The 24523-nt window shown below is 64.0% G+C and carries 26 protein-coding genes and 1 tRNA gene; 4 read left to right on the forward strand and 23 right to left on the reverse strand.

Annotation, left to right across the window (positions count from 1 at the left end; all coding sequences use genetic code 11):
- From lpxD to VF769_RS02355, 16 genes are all read right to left on the reverse strand, one after another.
- The gene (gene lpxD, locus VF769_RS02280; protein WP_331006746.1) at positions 1-1005 is read right to left on the reverse strand and encodes a UDP-3-O-(3-hydroxymyristoyl)glucosamine N-acyltransferase; all 1005 of its coding nucleotides are present in this window, start codon (positions 1003-1005) and stop codon (positions 1-3) included.
- Between the two features lie 42 nt (positions 1006-1047).
- The gene (locus tag VF769_RS02285) at positions 1048-1680 is read right to left on the reverse strand and encodes an OmpH family outer membrane protein (RefSeq protein ID WP_331006747.1); all 633 of its coding nucleotides are present in this window, start codon (positions 1678-1680) and stop codon (positions 1048-1050) included.
- 14 nt (positions 1681-1694) lie between these two features.
- On the reverse strand, positions 1695-4139 hold the full coding sequence (bamA, locus tag VF769_RS02290; RefSeq protein ID WP_331006748.1) for an outer membrane protein assembly factor BamA: 2445 nt from the start codon (positions 4137-4139) through the stop codon (positions 1695-1697).
- An 84-nt stretch (positions 4140-4223) separates the two neighbouring features.
- Positions 4224-5411 carry an RIP metalloprotease gene (locus VF769_RS02295; protein WP_331006749.1) on the reverse strand — a complete coding sequence of 396 codons (1188 nt, stop codon included), beginning with the start codon at positions 5409-5411 and terminating at the stop codon, positions 4224-4226.
- Between the two features lie 48 nt (positions 5412-5459).
- Positions 5460-6647, reverse strand: a complete 1188-nt coding sequence (gene dxr / locus VF769_RS02300) for a 1-deoxy-D-xylulose-5-phosphate reductoisomerase (protein WP_331006750.1) — start codon at positions 6645-6647, stop codon at positions 5460-5462.
- The gene (locus VF769_RS02305; RefSeq protein WP_331006751.1) at positions 6644-7450 is read right to left on the reverse strand and encodes a phosphatidate cytidylyltransferase; all 807 of its coding nucleotides are present in this window, start codon (positions 7448-7450) and stop codon (positions 6644-6646) included. The genes dxr and VF769_RS02305 overlap by 4 nt, the downstream gene beginning before the upstream one ends.
- 40 nt (positions 7451-7490) lie before the next feature.
- Positions 7491-8234 (reverse strand): isoprenyl transferase, encoded by a 744-nt coding sequence (locus tag VF769_RS02310; RefSeq protein WP_331006752.1) that lies wholly within the window; start codon positions 8232-8234, stop codon positions 7491-7493.
- An 81-nt stretch (positions 8235-8315) separates the two neighbouring features.
- Positions 8316-8882: a ribosome recycling factor gene (gene frr, locus VF769_RS02315; protein WP_331006753.1), complete on the reverse strand. Its 567-nt coding sequence runs from the start codon at positions 8880-8882 to the stop codon at positions 8316-8318.
- Between the two features lie 11 nt (positions 8883-8893).
- Positions 8894-9637: a UMP kinase gene (gene pyrH, locus VF769_RS02320; protein WP_331006754.1), complete on the reverse strand. Its 744-nt coding sequence runs from the start codon at positions 9635-9637 to the stop codon at positions 8894-8896.
- Positions 9638-9778: 141 nt separating this feature from the next.
- A complete protein-coding gene (gene tsf, locus VF769_RS02325; protein ID WP_331006755.1) occupies positions 9779-10720 on the reverse strand; it encodes a translation elongation factor Ts in 942 nt (313 codons plus the stop codon).
- Between the two features lie 63 nt (positions 10721-10783).
- On the reverse strand, positions 10784-11596 hold the full coding sequence (gene rpsB / locus VF769_RS02330) for a 30S ribosomal protein S2 (protein WP_331006756.1): 813 nt from the start codon (positions 11594-11596) through the stop codon (positions 10784-10786).
- Positions 11597-11748: 152 nt separating this feature from the next.
- Entirely contained in the window at positions 11749-13116 is a 1368-nt protein-coding gene (gene hemN / locus VF769_RS02335) for an oxygen-independent coproporphyrinogen III oxidase (protein ID WP_331006757.1), read from the reverse strand.
- Positions 13117-13140: 24 nt separating this feature from the next.
- Positions 13141-13566, reverse strand: a complete 426-nt coding sequence (locus tag VF769_RS02340) for a DUF1178 family protein (protein WP_331006758.1) — start codon at positions 13564-13566, stop codon at positions 13141-13143.
- Entirely contained in the window at positions 13563-14390 is an 828-nt protein-coding gene (locus VF769_RS02345) for a carbon-nitrogen hydrolase family protein (RefSeq protein ID WP_331006759.1), read from the reverse strand. Before VF769_RS02345 ends, VF769_RS02340 begins: the two co-directional genes overlap by 4 nt.
- Complete coding sequence (grxC, locus tag VF769_RS02350; protein ID WP_331006760.1) at positions 14390-14647, reverse strand: glutaredoxin 3; 258 nt, start codon at positions 14645-14647, stop codon at positions 14390-14392. Before grxC ends, VF769_RS02345 begins: the two co-directional genes overlap by 1 nt.
- 17 nt (positions 14648-14664) lie before the next feature.
- Positions 14665-15426 carry a ComF family protein gene (locus VF769_RS02355; RefSeq protein WP_331006761.1) on the reverse strand — a complete coding sequence of 254 codons (762 nt, stop codon included), beginning with the start codon at positions 15424-15426 and terminating at the stop codon, positions 14665-14667.
- Here VF769_RS02355 and VF769_RS02360 point away from each other — a divergent pair.
- A complete protein-coding gene (locus VF769_RS02360; protein ID WP_331006762.1) occupies positions 15426-16301 on the forward strand; it encodes a methyltransferase domain-containing protein in 876 nt (291 codons plus the stop codon). The two genes, VF769_RS02355 and VF769_RS02360, sit on opposite strands and share 1 nt — an antisense overlap.
- Here VF769_RS02360 and VF769_RS02365 read toward each other — a convergent pair.
- The 4 genes from VF769_RS02365 to VF769_RS02380 are packed head-to-tail and all read right to left on the reverse strand — an operon-like array spanning position 16298 to position 18666.
- Positions 16298-16912 carry a GNAT family N-acetyltransferase gene (locus tag VF769_RS02365; RefSeq protein ID WP_331006763.1) on the reverse strand — a complete coding sequence of 205 codons (615 nt, stop codon included), beginning with the start codon at positions 16910-16912 and terminating at the stop codon, positions 16298-16300. The two genes, VF769_RS02360 and VF769_RS02365, sit on opposite strands and share 4 nt — an antisense overlap.
- Positions 16909-17466 (reverse strand): demethoxyubiquinone hydroxylase family protein, encoded by a 558-nt coding sequence (locus VF769_RS02370; RefSeq protein WP_331006764.1) that lies wholly within the window; start codon positions 17464-17466, stop codon positions 16909-16911. The genes VF769_RS02365 and VF769_RS02370 overlap by 4 nt, the downstream gene beginning before the upstream one ends.
- On the reverse strand, positions 17463-17951 hold the full coding sequence (locus tag VF769_RS02375; protein ID WP_331006765.1) for a disulfide bond formation protein B: 489 nt from the start codon (positions 17949-17951) through the stop codon (positions 17463-17465). The genes VF769_RS02370 and VF769_RS02375 overlap by 4 nt, the downstream gene beginning before the upstream one ends.
- A 52-nt stretch (positions 17952-18003) precedes the next feature.
- Positions 18004-18666: an exopolysaccharide biosynthesis protein gene (locus tag VF769_RS02380; RefSeq protein ID WP_331006766.1), complete on the reverse strand. Its 663-nt coding sequence runs from the start codon at positions 18664-18666 to the stop codon at positions 18004-18006.
- A 154-nt stretch (positions 18667-18820) separates the two neighbouring features.
- On the opposite strand from VF769_RS02380, the gene VF769_RS02385 reads away from it, so the two are divergent.
- From VF769_RS02385 to VF769_RS02390, 3 genes are all read left to right on the forward strand, one after another.
- Positions 18821-18907: transfer RNA gene (locus VF769_RS02385), tRNA-Leu, on the forward strand.
- A 102-nt stretch (positions 18908-19009) separates the two neighbouring features.
- Complete coding sequence (locus tag VF769_RS18410; protein WP_349258081.1) at positions 19010-19252, forward strand: GIY-YIG nuclease family protein; 243 nt, start codon at positions 19010-19012, stop codon at positions 19250-19252.
- Positions 19253-19336: 84 nt separating this feature from the next.
- Positions 19337-20785, forward strand: a complete 1449-nt coding sequence (locus VF769_RS02390) for a DASS family sodium-coupled anion symporter (RefSeq protein WP_331006767.1) — start codon at positions 19337-19339, stop codon at positions 20783-20785.
- Here VF769_RS02390 and gshB read toward each other — a convergent pair.
- From gshB to VF769_RS02405, 3 genes are read right to left on the reverse strand one after another with little or no spacing between them, the layout of a single operon-like run.
- A complete protein-coding gene (gshB, locus tag VF769_RS02395; protein WP_331006768.1) occupies positions 20782-21720 on the reverse strand; it encodes a glutathione synthase in 939 nt (312 codons plus the stop codon). The two genes, VF769_RS02390 and gshB, sit on opposite strands and share 4 nt — an antisense overlap.
- Positions 21720-23099, reverse strand: a complete 1380-nt coding sequence (locus VF769_RS02400; RefSeq protein WP_349258083.1) for a class II 3-deoxy-7-phosphoheptulonate synthase — start codon at positions 23097-23099, stop codon at positions 21720-21722. Before VF769_RS02400 ends, gshB begins: the two co-directional genes overlap by 1 nt.
- 41 nt (positions 23100-23140) lie before the next feature.
- A complete protein-coding gene (locus VF769_RS02405) occupies positions 23141-24433 on the reverse strand; it encodes an MgtC/SapB family protein (protein ID WP_331006770.1) in 1293 nt (430 codons plus the stop codon).
- Positions 24434-24523: the final 90 nt, after the last annotated feature.

Below are 24523 nucleotides of genomic sequence, written 5' to 3' on the forward strand. Positions count from 1 at the left end.
TTATTTGCCTTCTTCGCGACCGCCCGCGGCGCGGCGGCTCAGCCATGCCGCTTCACGGAGCCATTTGCGTAGCGGCCTGGCAGGATATCCGCTCCAGACCTCGCCTGGCGGCACGTCTTGGAACACCGCAGCGCCCCCGGCAAGAGTGGCCCCGGCGCCGATCGTGCGATGGTCGCCGATACCCACACGGCCGCCCAGCGTGGCGTGGTCGCCAATGACGGTCGAACCCGAAATGCCGCCAAAGGCGGCAATCAACACCCCGCGCCCGATGATGCAATTGTGGGCTATGTGGCAAAGATTATCGATCTTCGTCCCCTCGCCGATAATGGTGTCGTCGAACACCGCGCGGTCGACGGTTGAATTCGCGCCGATGGTCACCCGGTCCTGGATGATCACGCGTCCCAGGTGGGGCACGTCCACCGGACCCGATGCGTCGCCGGCCACGCCGAACCCCTGCTCGCCAATGACGGCGCCGGCCAGAATGCTTACGTCGTCGCCGACCAAGGCAAAGGCAATGGAAACGCGCGCGCCAATGCGCGTACGTCGACCAATCGTCACGCCTGGACCGATCACGCTGTTGGGGCCAATTTCAGCGCCCGCGCCAATCTGGGCATCAGCGCCAATGACAACGCCGGCCCCAAGCCGCACGCCATCTTCGAGCTTGGCGCTGGGGTGCACAGCGGGCGCATTCGACGCAAACGAGCGCGGCCGCAACAGCGCCGGAACCAAACGCGCAAAAAGCGATCGCGGACGCTCGGAGAATATCAACGCCGCCGCCTTCGGCGCTAGATGCGCCTGGGCCGGCGTGATGATGCAGGCGCCAGGAGCGCTGTCCAGCACAGCGGCTTTCTTGCCTTCATAATAGCAGAGGTCGTTGGGGCCAGCGCGGTCGGCGGGAGCGGCGCCCGTGAGCTTGTGTTCGGCGTCGCCGCCGATTTCGCCAGAAGGCGAAAGCGCCCGGACCGTCACCGGTCCGAGCGCCTCGTAAAAGCGGGGATCGATCATACGCCTATCTGGCGCCGTCGAGGCCCAATGTCACGCCGAGCGTTATTGCGCAGGCGGCGTTTGCTGCGCCGCCGACTGGGTGCATTCAGCCACCGCGTGGCGCGTCACGTTCGAGGTCCGGGTGGCTTGGTTGCCGTCCAGCGCCTGGATCACCGCGTTGGTGATGTCGAATTCCGGCAGCGCCAGCTGGGTGCTGTTGGCGTCCAGCACGATGCCCGCGCCGCGCGATTCCATTACGCTGCGCACAACCGGCGAGACTGCACGGTCGAAGTCACGCAGCGAAATCAGCTGGGTGCATTCGAGGTCGCCCTGCAGACCAGCGGCGCGCGCCTGGAGTTGTTGCTGACGCTGAGCGAGCGCCTGGGCCTGCGGATCGTTGCGGATTTGCTCTGCCGAACGATTGCGAAGCGTGCCCTGAAGACGCTGCGCTTCTTGTTCGATGCTCTGTTGTTCAGGCGCCAACGCCTGGGCTTCGGTCTGCACCTGCGCGCGGACCTGCTGCAGCTTCGTGGCCATATCGCGGCCCATGGCCGATTCCTGCAGCACCCGCTGGTAGTTGATGACCACGGCGGTGGTCGATTGGTTGTTGCGGCCACGCTGCGCGTAAGCGTCAGGCGTGGCGGCCAGAGCGACCACTGCAACAGCAGCCGCGGAAACGATGCTCAACAAACGCATATCGCGCCTTCTCCTCAGAAATTGGTCCGGGTCGAGAACCGGAATTCTTCTGTCTTGTCGTATTCCTCGCTCTCGATCGGGTGCGCGAAGTCGAACTGAACCGGGCCGAACGGCGAATCCCAGAACACAGACACACCCGCCGACACTCTCAAACTCGCACTGTCGTCAACAATAAGGCTGCTATCGGAGTCGACTGGAATTGATTCACGGTTCCCAGAGTCGATCACGCCCAACGTGCCGAAATCAACGAACAGCGCGCTGCCCAACGAGAAGGATTCTGGGAGCGGCAGCGGCACGTCCAATTGCAGGGTGCCGATGGCGAATACGTTACCGCCCAGTGCGTCGCCAATGTCCTCGATCTCACCGGTCGTATTGTTCACGATCAGCTGTCTGGGACCGATGCCGGCGACGTCGAAGCCGCGGAACGAGGACCCGCCCTTGAAGAAACGGTCATTGATGCGGACATCGTCACCGCCCCAGCCGTCAATAAAGCCGGCCGAGCCCCGGAAACTGGCGCGGAAACCGCGACCTAGGCCGTAATAGATGCCGCCCTCAAGTTCCGTACGCAGGTAATTCACCTCCCCGCCCAGGCCCGCAAGGTCCTGGCGCAATTGCAGATCGAAGCCCCGCGTCGCGCGGATTGGATCGTTCCGGCGATCCATGTTGATCGTCGCGCCCAGGACCGACGTGAGGAACGTTCCCTCCTGCTCGCACAAATACGGTCGATTGACGTTCGCCTCGTCACACTGCTCGACCACTTCGCTGCCGACGCTGACATAGGCGTCCGTGATTTCGGTGTCGTCCTGAATGAGCGAGTATGTGAGCCCCAGACTGGTGCGGTCCGAAACCGGGAAACTCGTGCGCAAGCCAATGCCCGTCGACTGGTTCTCGAACGACGATTGCGACGAGAAGTCCGTGCGAAGCGAATAAATATCTACCCCGGCCGCGATTTCACGACCCAAGAAGCGCGGCTCCGTGAAACGGATGTCCACTTGTTGGCGCTGCGAACTGGATGACGCACGCAAGCGCAGGAATTGGCCGCGGCCGCGCAGGTTGCGTTCGGTGATCGACACGTCGAACAAGAAGCTCTCGGTCGAGGAATAGCCGGCTGCGAACGCGAGTTCGCCGGTCGATTGCTCCTCCACCGTCACCGTAACCACTGAGCGGTCGGGCTGCGATCCGTCGGCGTCCTCAACCGTGACGTCGCCGAAGAAGCCGAGCGCGCGGATGCGCTGGCGCGAGCGGTCAAGCAGAACGCGGTTAAACGCATCGCCTTCACTCACCATCATTTCGCGGCGAATGACCGGATCGATGGTGCGCGTATTGCCGACGATATCGATACGTTCGATGAACACCCGCGGGCCTTCATCAACCTCGAACGTGATGTTGACGCGTCGCGTCTCAGGATCGCGCTCGATCATCGGCACGATGTCAACGTTGGCGTAGCCCACGGTGCCGGCGATGTAACTCATCGAGTCAATCGCATCCTCGATCAGGTCGCCGCGGAATTCCGTGCCGGTGCGAATGGGCACCGCCGAACGCAGCAATTCTTCCGGTAAGCGGTTGAGCGCGGTCTGCACCCGAATCTCGCCGAACTCGTAGCGCGGACCTTCGTCAACCGTGAAGGTGATGAAGAAGTCCTTCTGGTCTGGCGTCAGTTCCGCGACGGCGGAGACAACGCGGAAATCGGCATAGCCGCGATTGTTGTAATACTGACGCAGCTGTTCACGATCGTACTCAAGGCGGTCCGGATCGTAATTGTCGTTGCTGCTGAAGAAATTCCACCAGCTCGACTCGGCCGTCACGATCGCGTCGCGCAGACGACGATCCGAGAACGCCTCGTTGCCGATGAAATTGATATCGCGAACGCCCGTGACCGGACCCTCGTCGACTTCGAAAATCAGGTCGACGCGGTTCTGGTCGAGTTCGCGGACTTGCGGCGTCACCTGCGCTGCGAAACGGCCGGCGCGACGATAGACTTCGATGATGCGTTGCACATCGCCTTGCGCGCGCGCGGGCGTGAACACCGAACGCGGACGCGCTTGCACTTCATCCTCGAGGTCTTCCTCGTCGAGCGTGCGCATGCCTTCGAAGATCACGCGGTTGATGACCGGGTTTTCGATCACAGCCACGACAAGATCGCCGCCGCGTTGCTCGATCTGCACGTCGGCGAACAGGCCGGTGGCGAACAGTGTTTTCAGCGACAAGTCGATCCGCTCGGCGTCGAACGTGTCGCCCGGGCGCACCAGCAAGTAGGACGTGATCGTCGCCGGCTCGATCCGCTGATTGCCTTCAACCAGAATACGCCGAATGGCGACGCCCGATTGTTCGGCCGCAGGCGCGGCGCCTTGCGTCCCCTCTTGCGCATAAGCATCGCTCGATGTGGCCAACACCGTACCGGCGCCCACCGTGGCGACGCTCATAGCGCCGAGAACGACATCCCGCAGAACCCGCTTCATTCACGCCCTCGACGCTTTGTGGCGCTCCCCAGCGCCGCGTTTGTAAGACCCCATCCCGTGACGAAACACAAGGACGAGGCGCTGTTACTGCGCTCCCGGAAAGAGTCTGGTTATGTCGTTCCAGGTCGCGAATAAAAACAAACTCGCCATCACGGCGAATCCGGCCCGATAGGCCCATTCCTGCGCCGAAGGCGGCAGCGGCTTCCCACCGCGCACAGCCTCGATGCCGTAAAAGAGGAGATGCCCGCCATCCAAAATCGGAATTGGCAGCAAATTGACAAAGCCAACCGCCACCGAAAGCACGGCGGCCAGGTTCAGCAGGGAGAGCGCCAGCATGCCGAGGCGGTCGCCAAGCGAGGTATCCTCAGGGCCGGCGCTGAGGGCGGACGAAGCGACCTGGCCGGAAACATTGATGATGCCGAGCGGGCCGGCGATTTGATCGCCCGATTCACGTCCGGAGAAGATGGCGCCGATATAGGCGCCGGTCTGGGCGATGATGCCCCACGTATTCGCAGCGCCTTGGTTTAGCGCTTCAAGCGGACCAAAGCGTTCGATCACGCGCTCGGACTCAAGCGGCAGCGGACCCGTGACGCCAAGCACCGCGCGGCCGTTGGCGGCGCGGGTCGGCGTAATCTGGAATTGCTGCTGAGCGCCGTTGCGCTCGACGGTCACGTTCAACGCACGGTCCGCGGCCGGGGCCACTTGCGCCTGCAGCTCTGAGAAATTGCGAACCGTCACGCCGTCGACCGCGACGATGATATCGCCTGTCTGCAAACCTGCCGATTGCGCCGCGGAATTCGCTGCAACGGCGGCAATGCGCGCCGGGATCGCATTCGGGTCTGTCGTTTCGCGGCCCACGATGAGTGCAAGCAACGCGAACGCGAGAATTGAGAAAACGAAATTTGTGAATGGTCCAGCCGCCACCACCATCGACCGGGTCGAAAGCGGCTGGGCGTGGAAGAGACCTTTGGCGCGCGCCGCCGCCAATGCTTCAGGGCTTTCGATCTTTTCGCGCGGCGCGGTCGACATCGCGTCGGCGTCGTCGGCGAATTTGACATAGCCGCCCAGCGGCAACGCCCCGATCTTCCACTCGACGCCTTGCTTGTCACGCCAGCTCGCCAGGGTCTTGCCGAAACCGATCGAGAACGTGTCGATGGCGACGCCGCGCCAACGGGCGACTTGGAAATGGCCGAACTCATGCACGAACACGACCACGCTCAGCACCACGACAAAGGAGCCAGCGTAGATCAGAAGGTTCTGCAAAACGTCCATTCGCCCGGTTTCCTCCGCGCCTCTGTTTCTTGGAGCGCTGCCAGCCCTTTAGGCTGCCGCCAGGCTTCCCGCAATCCGCCGCGCGGCTTCCCGCGCGGCTCGATCCACCGCCGCCACCTGATCGAACGATGTGGGCGATTTTGCGATGAGCCCTGACTCAGCCCGTTCCAGCCCACCCAAGGCCTCCTCGACTGTCCGGCAAATATCGAGGAATCCGATCTGTCCGGCCAGGAACGCTTCCACCGCGACCTCATTGGCGGCGCTGAGCGCAGTCGTGGCGGCGGCCCCCGAGTCGAGAGCCGCCCGGCAAAGTCCCAGGGCGGGAAAACGGGAGGCGTCAGGCGCCTCAAAGGTGAGCGAACCGAGCGCCGCCAGATCCAGCCTCGCCGTCGAAACCGGGACGCGGTCGGGCCACGCCAAGGCATAGGCGATCGGGATACGCATGTCCGGTGTCGCCATCTGCGCCAGAACCGAGCCGTCTACATAATGCACAAGACTATGGATCGTACTCTGCGGGTGGACGATCACGTCGATCGAATCCGACGGAAAACCAAAGAGATAAGAAGCTTCAATCAGCTCCAGTCCCTTATTCATCAGGGTGGCGCTATCGACCGATATCTTCCGGCCCATGTTCCATTTGGGGTGCGCGCAGGCCTGTTCCGGCGTGGCGGTCGACATGACCTCGCGGCTCGCGGTGCGAAACGGGCCGCCGGAGGCCGTCAGCGTGAGTTTCTCGACCCGCTGGGGATGGGTCAGCACCTGAAAGATGGCGTTGTGCTCTGAATCCACCGGCAGCAGCTGCGCGCCGTGCGTCTTGGCGGCGTTTATAAAGAGCGGGCCGGCGCAGACGAGGCATTCCTTATTCGCCAGCGCCACCGTCGCCCCGCGGCGGACCGCCGCCATCGTCGGGGCTAAGCCCGCCGCGCCGACGATGGCTGACATTACCCAATCGGCCGGCCGGGCGCCGGCCTCTTCCAGCGCCGATTCCCCCGCCCCGACCTCGACGCCCAATCCCACCAGCGCTTCGCGGGCGGCGGCCAACAGGGCCGCATCGGCGACGGCGGCGAATTTCGGACGAAGCGCCCGGCAGGCGTCAGCTAGGCCGCTGAGGTTCTGGCCTGCGGTGATGGCCTCGACCCGAATGTCCTGCCCCTGCCCGCGCATTTCCTCAACCACGGCGATGGTGGACTGACCGATCGAGCCGGTGACGCCAAGGATAGAAATCGAACGGCTCACAGACCGCTCCCAAACAGCAGCGCGGTAGTGCGCGGGCCGAACGCAAGCGCCGCCCCAACCAACAGCGACGCCGCCATAAGACTATCGATCCGGTCGAGTACGCCGCCATGACCCGGGATGAGCCGGCTGGCGTCCTTCACCCCGAAACGGCGCTTCAAGAATGACTCGAATAGATCGCCCATAAGCCCCGTGAACCCAATAACCGCGCCGATGCCAAGCCACGCCAGGCGCAAATTGGACTCGGCTTGAAACAGAAAGCTGCAGCCAAGGCCAGCGGCGGCGCCAGCCAGAACCCCAGCGACGATGCCCGACCATGTCTTGTTTGGCGAAAGCCCCGTCGCGATCTTGGGCCCGCCAATGAGCTTACCGCCGAAATAGGCGAAAATGTCCGTCGCCCAGATGATGGCGAAGAGCGCCAAGATGGTCTCAAGACCTTCAGGCCCGCGGTCGCGCAGCCACAGAAAGATAGCGCACGGGAAGCCAATATAGATGGCGCCGCCGACGGTTTCGACAAAATGGGTGATGGAGCGCCGGCGCAAGCCTGACGCCAACGAACACACCAAGAGCCAGACGGCAGCGTAGTGCAGATGCTGCCAGCTCGCGAACAACACCGCGCCGAGCGAACCCGCGAGTGAGAACACAAATGCCGGCATGAGCGCGTGGGGCTCGCTCATCCGCGCCCATTCATAGCTCATGGCGACAACGGCGGCGCCGCACGCGGCCGCGAGCCAGGGACCGCCGAACCAGGCCGCTGTCGCCCCGGCCGACGCCAACACCAAGCCCGATGCGATCCGAGCGCCCAAATCGGACCAATCACTGCGCGCGGGGTGCGCATCGACGGCCTCAGGACGCGACAGGTTCCGTCCCTCCGAAGCGGCGTTCGCGCTTGTTGTACTCAGCGATGGCGCTCTCAAGCGCACGCTTGTCGAAGTCGGGCCAGAGCGTGTCGGTGAATACGAGCTCCGTATAGGCCGCCTGCCACAACATGAAGTTCGACAAGCGATATTCGTTAGATGTGCGGATCAACAGATCCGGGGGCGGCCAGCCGGCCGTGTCCAGGTAGGCGCCGAACGTGTCTGGATTAATGTCTTCCGTCCTGATCTTGCCGGCGGCGACATCGGCGACAAGCCGGCGTGCAGCTCGGGCGATCTCATCTTGACCGCCATAATTGAAAGCGATGATCAGATTGAGCTTGTCGTTCTGGCGCGACTTGGCTTCGGCGTTTTCGATGATCTCGGCGATGTCCGGTTGGAGGCCTTTGCGTTCGCCGATCACACGCACGCGGACGCCTTCATTGACCAGTTTGTCGAGGTCACGCGCCACATAGAGCCGCAGCAGATCGAACAGCGCGCTCACTTCTTCCGCAGGCCTACGCCAATTCTCGGTCGAGAAGCCGAACACCGTCAGATATTGGACGCCAAGTTCACCGGCGGCCTCCACTGTTCGCCGCAGCGCTTCCACACCCTCGGCGTGGCCAAACGTGCGGGGCCTGCCGCGCTGCTTCGCCCAACGGCCGTTTCCGTCCATGATAATGGCGACGTGGCGCGGTGAAGACGCCGGCGCTTGGGAGGCGGAAGGCTGTGCCATGATGAGCGAATAGCGCCATCGCGAACGGCGAGTAGCGAGCGGGCGTCTCACGCCTCACCGCTATTCCCTATTCGCTGTTCGCTACACTTGCGTGATTTCCTCTTCCTTGTGCTTCAAGGATTCATCGATCTTCTTGATGTGCTCGTCGGTCGCCTTCTGCACCTCGGCGCCGAGCTTCTTATGCTCGTCCTCGCTGATCGCGTGATCCTTCTCGAGCTTCTTTAAATGATCCATCGCGTCGCGGCGGACGTTGCGCACGGCAACGCGCGCGCTTTCGGCGTACTTGCCTGCAACCTTCGCCAGCTCCGCACGACGCTCGCCGGTCAGCGGTGGGATCGGAATGCGCAGGGTCTGACCGTCCATGATCGGATTGAGGCCCAGACTCGAGGAGCGGATTGCCTTATCCACGGCCGAAACCGCGCTCTTGTCCCAGACTTGCACCGAGATCATGCGCGGCTCAGGCACGGTGACGCTGGCGACCTGATTGAGCGGCGATACGGCGCCATAAACTTCAACCGTGATCGGATCGAGCAGCTGCGGCGAAGCACGGCCAGTGCGAAGACCGCTGAACTCGTTCTGCAGCGCAGTAAGCGCGCCATCCATGCGCTTCTTGTAATCATCGAGTTTGAAAGGAGCAGGCGCGGCCATGTTCTTGGTCCCTAGTCGCTAATGGTGGTGCAAACGCCGCGGCCGGCCAACACATCGGCCAAGCCCCCGCGTGTGTGGATGGAGAAGACGACAATCGGAATGCCGTTGTCGCGCATGAGCGAGATCGCCGACGTGTCCATCACGCGCAGGTCGCGGGCGATGACTTCGTGATAGGTCAGATGATCGTAACGCGTCGCATCCTTCACCTTTTTCGGATCGTCGGAATAAACGCCGTCGACTTGCGTGCCCTTGAACAGCGCGTCGCAGCCCATTTCCGCTGCGCGCAATGCGGCGGCCGTGTCCGTAGTGAAGAATGGATTGCCCGTACCGGCGGCGAAGATGACGATGCGGCCCTTCTCCATGTGGCGCATCGCGCGGCGACGAATATATGGCTCGCACACTGTCACCATCGGGATCGCCGACAGCACACGCGCTTGGCCGCCAATGGCTTCGATGGCGTTCTGCATGGCGAGCGCGTTCATCACCGTGGCGAGCATGCCCATGTAATCGGCGCTGGCGCGCTCCATGCCCTTCGCCGCGCCTTGCATGCCGCGGAAAATGTTTCCACCGCCGATGACAAGACACATTTCGGTTCCGGCGTTCACCGCGTCGACAACTTCACGCGCCATGCGTTCGCAGGTCGCCTGGTCGATGCCGTATTGGCCCTCGCCCATCAGCGCTTCGCCGGAGATTTTCAACAGCACGCGCTTATAGGTGCGCGGCGCGGGGCTCGTTTGTTGTTCGGCGAGGCTCATGAGGCAGAATCTATAGACTAGGCGCGGTGCGAGAGTCAGCCGCAAGTTCAGAGGTTTGCGTCTGCGGGGAACATATCCACAACACAAAAAGGGCGCGAGGTGATCCTCGCGCCCTCAAAGCTCAGCCGTTGCTCTCCCGGCTCAGGTCTTTTGGCCCGACATCGCCGCAACTTCGGCCGCGAAATCGTCTGCCTTCTTCTCGACACCCTCGCCGACGCCGAAACGCACGAACGACTTGATCGTGACCGGTGCGCCCGCCGCCTTGGCGGCCTCAGCGACGGCGGCTTCCACCGTTTGATCCGGGTTCAGAACAAAGGCCTGCTTGGTCAGCACGGATTCCTCGAAGAATTTGCGCATGCGGCCCTCGATCATCTTGTCGAGCACTTGTTGCGGCTTGCCGGCGGCCTTCGGGTCTTCCTTCAGCTGCTCCAGCAGAACCGCCTTCTCGCGCTCGACGCGATCAGCCGGGATGTCGGCCTCGCTGAGCGCCAGCGGGTTGGCCGAGGCGATGTGCATGGCGAGCTTCTTGCCGAAGCTTTCCAGCTCCGCCTTGTCGCCCGTGGATTCCAGCGCCACCAGCACGGCGATGCGGCCCAGATGGTCCTGGCCGTCCACCTTCGAGTGCACGTAGGCGGCGATCACGCCATTATCGACCTTCAGCTTCGCCGAGCGGCGCAACGTAATGTTCTCGCCGATCGTGGCGATGAGCTGCGTCACCGCTTCGGAGACCTTTTGGCCTTCGTGCACGCTGTCGAGCAGCGCATCGTGGGTGTCGACCACCAGAGCCAGCTTGGCGAAATCGCCAGCGGCTTTTTGGAAGTCGGCGTTGCGGGCGACGAAGTCGGTCTCGGAATTGAGCTCGACCACCGTGCCGTGATCGGCCGCCAGCGCGATCGCGACGATGCCTTCCGCGGCGGCGCGGTCGGCCTTCTTCGCCGCCTTGGACAGGCCTTTCGCGCGCAGCCAATCGACTGCGGCTTCGAGGTCGCCGTTGGTCTCGGCCAGCGCCTTCTTGCAATCCATCATGCCGACGCCAGTTTTCTCGCGCAGGTCTTTGACCAGCGCAGCGGTAATTTCCGCCATGTTCGTACTCCTAAATTTCGAGCGGGCTCATGCGAAGCGCGCCCAAACTAGACTGCGTGCGTGTCAGTAATTCGCGCCGGTCGGGCCATCCATCGGGCTTTCGACCGGGACCGGCGGACGTTCTTCGCGAACCGCCGCTTCGACCGGCGGACGCTCCGAAGCGCCGATATCGCGACCGCCACGGACTTGGTTTTCCGTGAGACCGTCGAGGATCGCGTCGGCGATCAGGTCGCAATAGAGCTGGATCGCGCGCGCGGCGTCGTCATTGCCCGGGATCGGGAACGTGACTTCATCCGGATCGCAATTGCTGTCGACGATGGCGACAACCGGGATGCCAAGCTTCTTGGCTTCCTGAATGGCGATCGCTTCCTTGTTGGTGTCGATCACGAACATCAGATCCGGCACGCCGCCCATCAGCGCGATGCCGCCGAGCGAGCGATCGAGTTTGTCGCGTTCGCGCGTCAGGTTCAGCACTTCACGCTTGGTGAGGCCCACGCCGCCGCCGTCGATGATGTTCTGCAGCTCGCGCAGACGCGCGATCGACTTCGACACCGTTTGCCAGTTCGTCAGCGTGCCGCCGAGCCAGCGCGAGTTCACAAAATACTGGGCCGAGCGTTGCGCCGCCGCTTTGATCTGATCCGCGGCTTGGCGCTTGGTGCCGACGAACAGCACCCGGCCGCCGTTCGCGGCGACTTCGCGCACCTTCAGCAGCGCTTGGTGCAGCAACGGCACCGTCTGCGACAGGTCGAGAATGTGGATGTTGGCTTTTTCGCCGAAGATGTAGCGATCCATCTTCGGGTTCCAACGGTGGGTCTGGTGACCAAAGTGCGCGCCAGCTTCCAAGAGCTGACGCATGCTGAATTCAGGCAGCGCCATATGTCGTTCCTTTTCCGGTTTGCCGCCACGGGAGAACCTGGGTTGCCCCAGACCGGATGGAGGAAACGGCCGCTTTCAGACCGCCCCGCCGCTCCCGCGTGCGAAGTGAGCCGGGGATATAGAGAGGCCGGGGCGCAGAGGCAAGCGGCACCCTACACCGCCCGCGAATGCCGCGCCGTGCCGGTATCCCTATACGCATCGAAGGTCTGAGCCGCCAATCTGGCGAAAGCGCGCGCAGCGTTCGGCACTGCGATCCGGTCCTCCGCCAATTCGACTAATCCGTCGGCCGCCAGCGCCCTAAGCTCGCTTGCGGCCTCCGGGAACGCGGCCAGCCCGCCATACCCGGCGAGGTCCAGCTCAAAATCACACAACAAGCGCATGATCAGCTCGCGCCGACGGCGATCCTCATCAGTCAGTCCCCTGCCCCGCTTGGTGGCGAAGCCGCCATCCATGACGGCCTTTCGCCAAGCGCCGACCTCGGGCTCGTTCTGAGCATAGCCTTGCGGCAAGGTGGAGATGGCCGAAGGGCCGAGCCCAATCAGCGCATCGCAGGACGTCTCGACGAAGCCCTGAAAATTGCGCGCAAGGAGGCCGCCCTCAGCCGCTATGGCAATGGGATCGTCGGGGCGGGCGTAGTGATCGTAGCCGATTTCAACATAGCCGGCGGACGCGAGCGTCTCGCGGATCGCCTCCGCCAAGTCGTGCCGCGCGGCGGCCCCTGGGAGGGCGGCGCTGTCAATCAAACGCTGGCGAGTCTTGAACCACGGCACATGCGCATAGCCGAACACCGAGAAGCGCGCCGGCTTCAACGACAGCGCCATTTCCGCCGTGCGCCGCACGCTATCGAGCGTCTGCTGCGGCAGGCCATACATCAGGTCGAAGCTCAGCGCCTCCACGCCGCCTGCACGCAGCATCGCCGCCGCGTCGCGCACCTGCTCGAACGGCTGCACCCGCCCGATGGCGCGCTGCACCGCGTCGTCGAAATCCTGTACGCCGAGCGAAGCGCGGTTCACGCCGATGCGCGCCATCGCGGCGACGTGCTCCGGGGTCAGCAAGCGCGGATCAATCTCGACGGCGTGGCGTTCGCAGGCGCTCACATCAAAGCGCTGCGCCAAATGGGCGGCGATAGCCTCGAAGCGCTCAGGGCTCAGCGAATTGGGCGTACCGCCGCCCCAATGGATTTCCGTCACATGCCGCGCGGCTATGGCGGCTGCGACGGCGTCGATCTCGGTTTGGATCGCCTCGACGAATTGCGCCACCGGTTCATCGCGCTTCACCGAGAAGGCGTGGCAGCCGCAATACCAGCACATCTCGCGGCAATAGGGCGTGTGCAGATAGAGTGAAAGCGAAGCGTCCGCCGGCAGTTCGGCAAGCCAGTCAAGGTAAACGCGTCCGTCGACGGACGCGTTGAAATGCGGGGCGGTCGGATAGCTCGTATAGCGCGGGGCGCTCTGCTCAGCGTATTTTAGAAATCTCGTATCCACACGGCGCAGATGGCCCGCGCCGCCGGTCGAAGGCATTGATCTACGTCAAGCGCGCCTGCGTCAGTTGAGCTTCTTCGGCGGCGTTGGCGCAAGGTCCGCTGGCAAGGGGGCCGCCGCGATCCCCTCTTCGGCGAGCTCGCGGGCCTGCTCCGGCGTGGCCTCGCCCCAGATCGCACGTTCTTCGCTTTCGCCGGCATGAATCTTCCGCGCCTCATCGGCGAACTTATCGCCGACATAGTCGAAATTCTCCCGGATGTGCTCGCGCACCTTGGCCGCCATAGCCATGGCGACGGCGCGCTCTTTGCGCGCGTCCTTCTTGCGCCCCGTCACCACCGACGGCGCCATCGGCGCTTTCTCGACATGCTTGGAACCACAATGGGGGCATTCCACCAAGCCGGACGCAGCCTGCTTGTCGTAATCGGCGATCGAGCCGAACCACGCTTCGAACTCGTCGCCGTTGTCGCACCGCAAATCGTAGCGGATCATGGCGCCTTGAATTCCCTCCCGCCTTGCCACGCCGGGATTCTCGCCCGCGCGCTGGCGACCTCATCTAAGTCGAGATCAGCGATGATCAAGCCGGGCTCATCGTGGTCGAGCTGCGCCAACACCTTTCCCCAGGGGTCGATGATCATCGAATGACCCCAGGTCGCGCGGCCGTCCTCGTGCTGTCCACCCTGCGCCGGCGCGATGACGAACGAACCCGTTTCAATCGCACGTGCACGTAGCAGAATTTCCCAATGCGCTTGGCCCGTCGGCACGGTGAAGGCGGCTGGCACCGCGATGATCTCCGCGCCCGCGCGCGCCAGCGATGCATAGAGCGGCGCAAAACGCACGTCATAGCAAATGGTGAGACCGAGCTTCGCGCCCATCGGCCCCTCGACGACAACAGCTTGGCCGCCGCCCTGCACGGTGTCGCTCTCGCGATAATTCTCCGTGCCGCCGAGCGTGACGTCGAACAAATTGATCTTGTCGTAGCGGGCGACAATTCTGCCGTCGGGATCGAAGAAAAACGAGCGGTTGAACACTTTGCCGTCGCCGGCCGCGATCGGACCCGAGCCCATCAGCAGCCACACGCCGAGTTCTTGCGCGGCGCGGCCCCAGGCCAACAATTCTGGATCGCCCTTCTCGGGCCCCACGGCCGCAAACATGCGCGCGCGATTGCGGTCCATGCGCGTGGTGTTTTCCGGCGTCGCGATCAGGCGCGCACCGGCGGACGCGGCCTCGCGCAAGAGCGGCATGGCGGCGGCGCGGTTCGCGGCGGGCTCGATGCCCGAACGCAACTGCACGACGGCGGTACGAAGTCTACGCATCAGGTTCCCGATAGCAGCGGGTCGAGGCCGCCGTCGCGCTCTAATGCGTGCAAATCGTCACAGCCGCCGACATGCGTGTCGCCCACGAATATCTGCGGGAAGGTCCATCGGCCGGAGCGCTGGATCATCTCCTGACGTTTCTCCGGATCGGAAGTGGCGTCGATTTCCGTGACCTGCACGCCCTTGCGCCGCAGCAATTCCATCGCGCGGGAGCAATAGCCGCAATAGGCGCGCGTATAGACGACAACTGGCCGCATAACCGACTCAACACCTCCTAGAGCGTAATATCAGTCGGCCGAACCACCCGCGCCAGGGTCACGGCATGGACTTCAGCAGCGCCAGCCTTACGCAGAGCGCGGGCGCACGCCTCCAATGTCGCTCCTGTGGTGAAAACGTCATCCACCACAAGGATAGTCTTTCCGGCATAGCGCCCCCGCGCCTTGATCGCCCCGCCGACATTGCGCCGGCGTTCCGAGGCGGAAAGCCCGGCCTGGCTCTTGCGCCGCTTCACCCGCGCCAGCGCGCCGGGTTTCCAGGGCTTGCCGCTGGCCTGGGCAAGCGCTTGGGCCAACCAAGCGGCCTGGTTGAAACTGCGGGTCGCCAATCGGGTCCAGTGCATGGGCGTTGGGGCGATCAAATCGGCCCGCGCCAGCGCCTCGCGCGCAGCCGCCCCCATCCAGCGCGCGAAAACCGGGAGCCCGTCACGGCGTCCGCCGTGCTTCAGGTCCAGAACGAGCTTGCGGGCGTTGTCGTCATAGGCGAGCGCGGCGCGCGCCGTGTCATAGGCTGGCTTGCGTCCCGCACAAGCGCCGCAGATGCCAAAGGCGCCGGGATCACTCGGCAGGGGGAAGCCGCAGCGGCTGCATTGCGGATCGCCCAGGAATTGGAGTGCGCCCCAAAGCGCCGGCTCGATCACGCCCGGGCGATCGACGATCTGCTCGGACAAGAGCGAGCGCGGCGGCCAGATCAGGTCCGACAGCCGCGAGATCGCGCCACGTTTCCGGAAAGCGGCGCTTGGGCGATAGGATGCGCGCAATGAATGCTCCCCGCCCATTCGAGCCACGGCTTGTGCGACAACGCAAGCGCCGCGCCCGCGCAACCTTTCGCGACGCTTCGTTTTTGCACGAACGTGTGGCCGCGGACCTGGCCGATCGACTTGAAGCGATCCCACGTCCGTTTCCACGCGTGCTGGCGCTGGGCGGCGAAGGCTTGTTTTCGGAGGAGATCGCGGCGCGACCGGAACTGGCGGCGCGTGTGGGACACGTGGTCGAAGCCAATCTGGCGGAGATTGATCCAGAGCATTTGCCCTACGCCCCGCGCGCCTTCGATTTGATCGTGTCGCCGCTAGCACTGCATTGGGTCAACGATCTGCCAGGGGCGCTGATTCAATTACGCTTGGCGCTGAAGCCGGATGGCTTGCTGCTGGCCTCGTTGTTTGGCGGAGAAACCTTGCACGAGTTGCGCTTGGCGCTCATCGAAGCGGAATCCGAACTGACCGGCGGCGCCGGCCCTCGCGTCGCCCCGTTCGCGGATCTGCAGGACATCGCCGGCCTGCTGCAGCGCGCAGGCTATGCGCTACCGGCGGCCGACCGTGATCTGCTCGTCGTCCGCTACGGCGAGCCGATGCGCCTGTTGGCCGATCTCAGGGCGATGGGCGAAACGGCGGCGCTCGCAGAACGCAGCCCGCGCGGGTTGAGCCGGCGCATCCTCGCCCGCGCATTCGAGATTTATCGTGCGCGCTTCAGCGATGCGGATGATCGCGTGCGCGCCACGTTTGAGATTCTCACCGCGACAGGCTGGGCGCCGCATGAGAGCCAGCAAAAGCCGTTGCGGCCCGGCGCCGCGAAAACCCGGCTTGCCGATGCGCTCGGTACAAAAGAGCAATCCACGGGCGAAAAGCCCGGCGATTAACGCGGCGGGCGCGTCATGCACCAGAAATGCAGGTTCGGCAGTTCGAACTCGCCAGTAATCTCGAAGCCATGCCGTTGATAGAGCGCGACATTGCGCGGGATGGATGCTTCCAGATAGGCAGGCAAACCCTTCTCATCCACGAGCGCCAAAGTGTGCTTAAGGATCGCAGAGCCGACACCATGCCCTTGCGCGCTTGAGTGCACGCCAAGAAAGCTCAGATGCGCGTGCGGTGCGTGCGGATGATGAGTCGAGAGGCGCTTGCCGAGATCCATCGCGCGCGCCATGCCCTCGACGCCCGCGATCGACAGCAGCAACGGCGTCATCACGATCTGCTCGACGAACGTGTAATCAAACGCCTTCGCGCCCGGCGGCAACCAGAGTGCTGCGCCAAGCTGACGCCCATCCGCTTCGGCGATCCACAATTCGCGCTTGGGATGCACGACATTGCGCACGGCGGCGTCGAAAAAGCGCTTACGCACGCGATCCTTCACCGCGCCCTGCTTGAGCCAATAATTCAGGCCGTCCTCGTCGACGAAGGCGTCGGTCAAGATCGCCGCGACCTGCGGGTTTTCGTCGTCGCGCGCACGACGCACGAGGGCGGGCGCGTTCATATTCTCTCGGAGATTCGGATTGCGGCGCGGCAACCGATTTTGATCAGCGCCGACAACACTGGATAACCGGGCGCGTTGCGCGCGCCTTGTTCGACGGCCGTATCCTTATGCGCGATCTCGTCTTCGCGGAACTTGTCAACGACGTGTTTCAATTCCTCGTCGACGCCCTCAAGCGCCGCACTCTGGCGTCCGTAATGCTCTTCGATCACTTCTTCGACGGCTTCGGTGCAGGCGTGCGCCGCTTCCTCGCCCAGCAAGGCCGTCGCAGCTCCCAAACCGAAACCGGCCACGCGCCAAATCGGCGCCATCACGGTGGGGCGCACGTTTCGCTCGGCGATGAGGCGATCGAAAGTGGCCAGATGCTCCTGCTCGCCCGCCTCCATGTCCGCGATCAGTCGCGCGGCGTGCTGCTTGCCCTGGATCCGCTCGAACACCGCGCGTTGGCCGCGGTAAATCTGCACCGCGCCGAACTCGCCCGCGTGGTCGACGCGGATCATCGATCCAATTTCGCGGTCGCGAGCGTTCTCGCCCGGCATCGGTGGATGTGGTCTCATGCTTTGCGCTCCGGACTCAGAGCTATGGCGAACGAGGCGATCGCCAAGAGGGCCGACACGATCGCGTTGTAGCCGGCCATCGAAATCCCAAACATTTGCCAAGCGATCTCATCGCATTTCGGCGCGACAACCGGCGCGTCGAGGTCGAATGATAGGTTGTCTGCGTCGATGCGCGCATCGCAGGTGGCGACAACCCAATGCTGCTCCACGGCGACGTGATACAGCGCCATGCCCATGCTGCCGATGAAGACAAGGCCGATCAGCGCCGCCATCCAGCGGGCCAGATTGGGCCGCATCCGAAGCACGGCGAAGCACAACGCGCTCACGCCGACCACCGCCCAATGCCAATTGCGCTGATCGAGACAGAGCGGGCATGGATAGAGGCCGCCGAAACGCTGAAAGGCATGCGCCGTCGCCAACATCGCTGCGGAGGCCAGCAAAGCCAAAACCGGCCAGATCGGACGCAGTCGGTCTAACAGAGCCATGTGTATTCCTAGCTGGGGGTCCAATAGGCGCCGCCGTGGCGCCAAGCCGCACTCATCGCTCAAACCATTGAAGCAGCCAGGGCGCGTGCGCGGCGACGAAGTCGACCGCGAATCCGGCGCCAAACGCCAAGCCCGCGATTAGGGCCCCGAGTAAACTCACCCAGCCCAGCGCGACCGCGGCGCCTGCCAGCGTGAACAGCCCATCCCGCTGAATGAGGCCAAGCGACAGCAATGTCAGCGCGATAGAGGGAATTGTGTTGGTGATCGGCAGCATCACCGTGAGGGCGGCCAGCGCCATGATCAGCGCCGCAAGGCGCTCCCCCAGGCCTGTCGCCAGGAACCGCCAACGCGGACGCGCCAATTGTTCGGTCCACCGTAAACGCTTGTCGGCGAAGCCGGCGATTGCGGAGAGCCAGCTCTTGCGCACGTGCGCCCGCAGGAACCAGCCCGGCAGCCACGGCTCACGTCGGCCGACAACCACCTGCAGCGCCAGCAAGAATATGCCGACGGCGATGACCTGTGCGCCCGGGAGGCCCGGAACCAGACACGGGATTGTTAGGAGCAGGATCAGCAAGCCGAACGCGCGCTCGTCGAGCCGATCGACGATGCCCGAAACCTTGACGCCATCCTCCCCCGCGCCCGCATCAATGGCTTGGAGCACGTTGATAAAGCTCCGGCTCGGGTCGTCCCGAACCATGTCAGGCGTGGATGTCATGCTTGCCTTCCGGACGACGATCGCGGCTCGGCCCTAGCACGGAGCGGCGCAGGGCGTCAGCTGCCGCTTACCGCAGAGGCGTTAAAGCCAGCCTGCCAAATTGACAGTCCGGCCAACGGGCCCTAACGCTCCTGCCCCGCGCCGTTGGCCCAATGCCCCAGTGGCGGAATCGGTAGACGCAGCAGACTCAAAATCTGCCGTAGGCAACTACGTGCCCGTTCGAGTCGGGCCTGGGGCACCATCCTGCTTCGCCCGTGCGGGCTTCGCAGGACTGGCTAGAACAGATGAGCGGTGCGAAGCAGGATGCCCTCCGAAGCCTTTGGCGTAGGAGGGCCGCCCCAAAATGCACTTCGTGTATCTGCTCAACAGCGTCTCGAACCCGACACAGCGATACGTCGGGGCGACCAGCGACCTAGATTCCCGGCTGGCCGATCACAACGCCGGCAAATCGCCCCATACGTCAAAGTTCAAGCCCTGGCGGTTGGTTACCTACATCGCTTTCACAAACAGGCTGCAAGCTGAGGCTTTTGAGAAATATCTCAAATCAGGCTCCGGCCACGCATTCGCCCGTAAGCGGCTTTGGTAACGACTCCATCCGAAAAATTTGACGGTACAGCCGACGTGGGCAGGATGCGCGCGATCGGCGAGTCACGCCGGCGGGGGAAGCGTCTTGAGCCAAGCCGACATTGCAGTCGAGGAGACTGGCTTTGGCCGGATCGGTCGTTGGGTGGGCCTGATCCTGGGGCCTGCCGTTGCGATCGGCCTCCAATTCATGCCAGCCCCGGACGGGCTCTCCCCGGAAGCGTGGCGCGTCGTGTCATTGGCGGCGCTGATGGTGATCTGGTGGGTGACGGAGGCCATTCCGATCGCCGCCACGGCGCTGCTGCCGCTGGCCGCCCTGCCCTTATTGGGCGCGGGCAGCATGAAGGACGCCGCCGCGCCCTACGCCGACCCGATCGTTTATCTCTTCATCGGCGGCTTCATCCTGGCAGCCTGCGTTGAGCGCTGGAGACTGCACGAACGTATCGCGCTGTCGATCGCCTCAATCGCCGGCGGACGACCAATCGCGCTGGTCGCGGGCTTTATGATCGCGTCGGCGCTGATTTCGATGTGGATTTCGAATACGGCGACCACGTTGATGCTCGCCCCCATCGCCATTGGCGCGGCGCGGGCGCTTTCCATCGACGGCAAGCCAGACATGGCGCTGGGCGGCGCGCTGACGCTCGGCGTGGCGCATGCAGCCAGTATTGGCGGCGTCGGCACGCCCGTGGGGTCGCCCACCAATCTCATCGGCATCGCATTCTTCGAACGCGCAGGTGAGCCAATCGCCTTCATCGACTGGATGGCGAAGGCGCTTCCGCTCGTCTTGCCTATGCTGGTGTTGGCCTGGTTCTTCCTGTGCTGGCCGCTGTTTGGCCGCACGGCGCACGCCAAATTCGACGCCATCGGCGCCGTCGTGAAAGACGCGCTCAAGGCGCTTGGCCCCATGACTCAGCCCGAGATTCGCATCGGCATCGTGTTCGCACTGGTCGCGCTTGCGTGGATGACGCGCACCTTATTGGTGGAGTTGCCAGGGCTCAGCGCGCTCACCGACACCGGCATCGCCATCATCGGCGCGCTGGCGCTTTTCTTCATCCCTTCGGGCCGTTCGCGCGAGGAAAAGCTTCTGGACTGGAAGACGGCTGAGCGCATTCCTTGGGGCATCGCGGTGTTGTTCGGCGGCGGGCTCTCGCTCGCGGGCGCCATGGAAAGCACGGGCCTCGCCAGCTGGATCGGCGATTGGATCGCGGGTCTCGACGGCGTCTCCGCACTCGGCTTGGTGGCTGTGCTGGTCGTGGCGACCATTCTCATCTCCGAACTCGCAAGCAACGTCGCTACGCTGACATCGATGTTGCCGGTGGTCGCCGCCGTCGCCAGCGCGACCGACACGCCGCTGCAACCGCTGGCGTTTCCCGTGGCGATCGCCGCAAGCTTCGCCTTCATGCTGCCGGTGGCGACAGCGCCCAATGCGATCGCTTATTCATCTGGATTGTTGACGCTGAAACGCATGCTCACGGTCGGCTTGGGGCTCAACATCGCCGCGGCAGTGCTGATCATCGCGTTCGCGGCGGCGTCTTAGTCCAAGCCTTCGACCTTGTCCCAAAACGCTTTGGGCAGATCGAGGCCAGTGAAGCGTTTGAGTTCTTGCACGAGCGTTGGCGAGGTCACGTTGATCTCGATGAGCTTGCCGGCGATGACGTCGAGGCCGGCGAAGAGAATGCCTTCTTGCTTGAGCAGCGGCGCGACAGCTGCCGCGATGCGACGATCATTGTCGTCCACCTCAGCCGCTTCAGCGATACCGCCAGCATGCAGGTTGGCGCGGAAATCTCCGCCCTGCGGCATGCGACGCACAGCGCCGAAGGGTTCGCCATCGAGCACGAACAGCCGCTTGTCGCCGCCGCTGACGGCCGGCAAGAATTCTTGCGCGAGAATTGGCTCGCGCCCTGCCGCGTCCATGAACTTGCCGGCGCGCGCGCGAAAATCGGGATCGCTGGATTTGAGTTTGATGACGCCGTCGCCGCCCATCAGGTAGAGCACTTTCAGCACGACCTGATCGAAGCGCTTGGCGAAATCCACCAACGCATCAAGATCGCGCCCGACCCACGTCTTCGGCGTGAGTTCGGGGAAATACATGATCGACATCTTCTCGGAGATGTTGCGCACCGCACGCGGCGGGTTGAGCACGCGCGCTTTGGTCAGCTCCAAGAAATAGGTGTTCGACACATAGCCCATGTCGAAGGGCGGATCCTGACGGATCAGGATGACGTCGAATTCGTCGAGCGCGCGGATCGCGGTTTCGTGCGTCTCATAATGCTTGGATTCATTGAGACTGACCGACACGCGCCGCGCCCGCGCTTTCACCACGCCCGTATCGAAGAACACATCGTTCGGCGTGAACCACCAAGTCTCGTGCCCCCGGTTCTGCGCCTCGATCATCAGCGCGAGCGATGTGTCGCGCTGCACCACCATCGTCTCGATGGGGTCCATTTGCACGGCGATACGGAGCGTCTTCATTACCCGGCTTTCGCCTGCTTCCCGTTGGTCCGGGCGCCGCGCAGCTGTTCAGCGATCAAGAACGCCAGGTCGAGCGCTTGCGTGCCGTTCAAGCGCGGGTCGCAATGCGTGTGGTAGCGGCTAGAAAGATCGCCTTCCGTCACAGCGGCCGCACCCCCAAGGCATTCCGTGACCTGCTGGCCCGTCATCTCGACGTGCACGCCGCCCGGATAAGCGCCTTCGGCGGGCAAGATGTCCGTGAACGAACGCACTTCCGAGAGAATGCGATCGAACGGACGGGTCTTGTAGCCGCTGTCGGTCTTCAGCGTGTTGCCGTGCATCGGATCGCACGACCACACAACGCTGCGGCCTTCCTTCACCACCGCGCGCACGAGTTTCGGCAGGCCGGCCTCGACCTTGTCCGAACCAAAGCGCGCAATGAGCGTGAGACGGCCCGGCTCGTTGGCCGGGTTCAGCGCATCGATGAGACGCAGCAAATCGTCCGGCTCTAGCGACGGGCCGCACTTCATGCCGATCGGGTTCTTGATGCCGCGCATGAATTCGACGTGCGCGCCGTCGAGCTGACGCGTCCGGTCGCCAATCCAAAGCATGTGCGCGCTGGTATCGTAATAATCGCCGCTCGTGGAATCGATGCGGGTCATCGCCTCTTCGTAGCCAAGCAGCAAGGCTTCGTGGCTGGTATAGACGTCCACGTGCTTCATCTGCGGCACGCTTTCCGGCGTGATCCCGCAGGCGCCCATGAACGCCACCGCTTCGGAGATGCGGTCGGCGATTTCCTGATAGCGCTTGCCTTGCGGGCTATCGGCGACGAAGCCCACCATCCAGCGATGCACGTTGTGCAGATCGGCGTAACCGCCATTCGCGAATGCGCGGATGAGGTTCAGCGTCGAGGCGGATTGGCCGTAGGCCTTCAGCAAGCGCTCCGGATCGGGGATGCGCGCTTCCGGCGTGAATTCCATGCCGTTGATATTGTCGCCGCGATAGGACGGCAGCGTCACGCCATCGATGGTCTCGACCGGCTCCGAACGCGGCTTGCCGAATTGACCGGCGATCCGGCCGACCTTCACCACCGGGCGCGAGGCCGCGAACGTCAGCACGACGCTCATCGCCATCAGCGTACGAAAGGTGTCGCGGATATTGTCCGGGTGGAATTCCTTGAAGCTCTCGGCGCAATCGCCGCCTTGCAGCAGAAACGCCTTGCCCTGCGCCACCTGGCCCAGCTGCGCCTTCAGATTGCGCGCTTCGCCCGCAAACACGAGCGGCGGATACGAGCGCAGCGTCTGCTCAACGCGCGTGAGCGCGTCGGCGTCCGGGTAATCGGTCGGGATGTGCTTGGCGGGTTTCGCGCGCCAGCCGGCGGGGGTCCATTTCTGCATAATGCTCGCAACCTACCGAAGACGGCCCGCCCGCGCGAGGCCCTTCACCCGAACATGGGCGCCAAAAGCGGCGTCGCAAGGAACCATACCGCCGCGGCCGCGACGGTCGCTGCAAGCGCCGCGCCAAAATAGAGCGCTCCGTAACGCCAGCCGCCGGTAACCAAAGCGATGCCGCCCTTGGCTAACGTGTTCATGAGCACCGCGACCATGACTGCATGGGCGCCGATCGCGGCCTCCAGCCCCCCGCGCACCAAGCTCCCAGCCGCCAAAGTGACCGCGTCCACGTCGGCCAAACCCGCCGTCGCCGCGAACGGCAACAAGCCCGCTTCGCCAAACGTGCTCGAAACGATGCGGCCCACCACGATCACGGCGCCCAAAAACAGCGCGAATTGCGCCACGGAAACGAGATCGAGCGGGCTGCGCAACTTCTCCGCGGCGGCGCCGCTGCTGCCGTCCTTAGCCAGTGCCCGCATCGCAAAAGCTGCGCCGATAAAGGATAAAACCGCCGCGACCAGCGCCGGGCCCGCGTCGCGCAACAGCGGCGGCGCGGTAATCGCAAGCAAGACGCAAACACGGCCAATGCTAATCGCCGCGGCAATGGAAGCCGCAGCGCCGCCGATCGTGGTCTGCGTTTCCCCTTTGCGAACTTGGCGCCCCAATTCCGCTGTGACGACAGTGGACGAAACGAGCGAGCCGGCCGCCGCGCCGGCGAGGACGCCCACATCGCGTCCGAGCACACGCACCGCCACGTAACCCGCGAACGAGGCGCCTGCGACGAGGATCGTCAGCAGCCATAATTCTCGCGGATTGATCGCGCCCCACGGATCGACCGTCCGGTCGGGCAGCAATGGCAATGCGATCGCCGTCGCCGCCAAAATGATCAGCGCCGAGCGCAGCTCTTTCCAAGTGATCTTGTCGAGCCAGCTGTGCAGCGCCTCCTTGAACGCCAGCAGCGCCACCAGCGTCACGCCCACCGCCGCCGCCACGCGCAAATCGCCCCACATCGCATAGGCGCCGAGCGCGAACACCAGCAGTCCAGCAATCGTGCCGGTGACGGAGAGATCGTTGTCGTGCTGGCTCTCGCGGACTTTGAAGATGATGAACGCCGCCGCAAAGGCCAGCGTCAGCGCCGCGAATCCGATCTGCCCCAACGCCGGCAACATCGCCCCGGCGACCCCGCCGGCCAAGCCGATCACCGCGTGGGTCCGCAAGCCTGCCGCGCGCGAGCCCTCCGGCGCCTCACGATGGCGCCACCCACGCTCGATGCCGATCATGAAGCCGATGCCAAGAGCCATCGCCAGGCGCTGGAACATGTCGATCAGGAGCGGTTCAGGCATCTCACGGCAATTCTTGCTTGGCGGTAGGGGTTCCCGCCCGCGCCCCCATTTGTGGGGTCGCATGGACAAGGCGTAATGCGCCCGACTAGG

The sequence above is a fragment of the Vitreimonas sp. genome (genome assembly GCF_036392335.1).
Classification (GTDB): domain Bacteria; phylum Pseudomonadota; class Alphaproteobacteria; order Caulobacterales; family Aquidulcibacteraceae; genus Vitreimonas.

Bases quoted from the DNA above. Each gene is read 5' to 3' on its own strand.
- VF769_RS02295 (WP_331006749.1), bottom strand. From the start codon at position 5,411: ATGGACGTTTTGCAGAACCTTCTGATCTACGCTGGCTCCTTTGTCGTG.
- VF769_RS18410 (WP_349258081.1), top strand. From the start codon at position 19,010: ATGCACTTCGTGTATCTGCTCAACAGCGTCTCGAACCCGACACAGCGA.
- frr (WP_331006753.1), bottom strand. From the start codon at position 8,882: ATGGCCGCGCCTGCTCCTTTCAAACTCGATGATTACAAGAAGCGCATG.
- pyrH (WP_331006754.1), bottom strand. From the start codon at position 9,637: ATGAGCCTCGCCGAACAACAAACGAGCCCCGCGCCGCGCACCTATAAG.
- VF769_RS02365 (WP_331006763.1), bottom strand. From the start codon at position 16,912: ATGAACGCGCCCGCCCTCGTGCGTCGTGCGCGCGACGACGAAAACCCG.
- VF769_RS02345 (WP_331006759.1), bottom strand. From the start codon at position 14,390: ATGCGTAGACTTCGTACCGCCGTCGTGCAGTTGCGTTCGGGCATCGAG.
- VF769_RS02370 (WP_331006764.1), bottom strand. From the start codon at position 17,466: ATGAGACCACATCCACCGATGCCGGGCGAGAACGCTCGCGACCGCGAA.
- rpsB (WP_331006756.1), bottom strand. From the start codon at position 11,596: ATGGCGCTGCCTGAATTCAGCATGCGTCAGCTCTTGGAAGCTGGCGCG.
- hemN (WP_331006757.1), bottom strand. From the start codon at position 13,116: ATGCCTTCGACCGGCGGCGCGGGCCATCTGCGCCGTGTGGATACGAGA.
- VF769_RS02380 (WP_331006766.1), bottom strand. From the start codon at position 18,666: ATGACATCCACGCCTGACATGGTTCGGGACGACCCGAGCCGGAGCTTT.
- VF769_RS02285 (WP_331006747.1), bottom strand. From the start codon at position 1,680: ATGCGTTTGTTGAGCATCGTTTCCGCGGCTGCTGTTGCAGTGGTCGCT.
- grxC (WP_331006760.1), bottom strand. From the start codon at position 14,647: ATGCGGCCAGTTGTCGTCTATACGCGCGCCTATTGCGGCTATTGCTCC.
- bamA (WP_331006748.1), bottom strand. From the start codon at position 4,139: ATGAAGCGGGTTCTGCGGGATGTCGTTCTCGGCGCTATGAGCGTCGCC.
- lpxD (WP_331006746.1), bottom strand. From the start codon at position 1,005: ATGATCGATCCCCGCTTTTACGAGGCGCTCGGACCGGTGACGGTCCGG.
- VF769_RS02375 (WP_331006765.1), bottom strand. From the start codon at position 17,951: ATGGCTCTGTTAGACCGACTGCGTCCGATCTGGCCGGTTTTGGCTTTG.
- VF769_RS02310 (WP_331006752.1), bottom strand. From the start codon at position 8,234: ATGGCACAGCCTTCCGCCTCCCAAGCGCCGGCGTCTTCACCGCGCCAC.
- tsf (WP_331006755.1), bottom strand. From the start codon at position 10,720: ATGGCGGAAATTACCGCTGCGCTGGTCAAAGACCTGCGCGAGAAAACT.
- VF769_RS02360 (WP_331006762.1), top strand. From the start codon at position 15,426: ATGAATGCTCCCCGCCCATTCGAGCCACGGCTTGTGCGACAACGCAAG.
- VF769_RS02405 (WP_331006770.1), bottom strand. From the start codon at position 24,433: ATGCCTGAACCGCTCCTGATCGACATGTTCCAGCGCCTGGCGATGGCT.
- gshB (WP_331006768.1), bottom strand. From the start codon at position 21,720: ATGAAGACGCTCCGTATCGCCGTGCAAATGGACCCCATCGAGACGATG.
- VF769_RS02340 (WP_331006758.1), bottom strand. From the start codon at position 13,566: ATGATCCGCTACGATTTGCGGTGCGACAACGGCGACGAGTTCGAAGCG.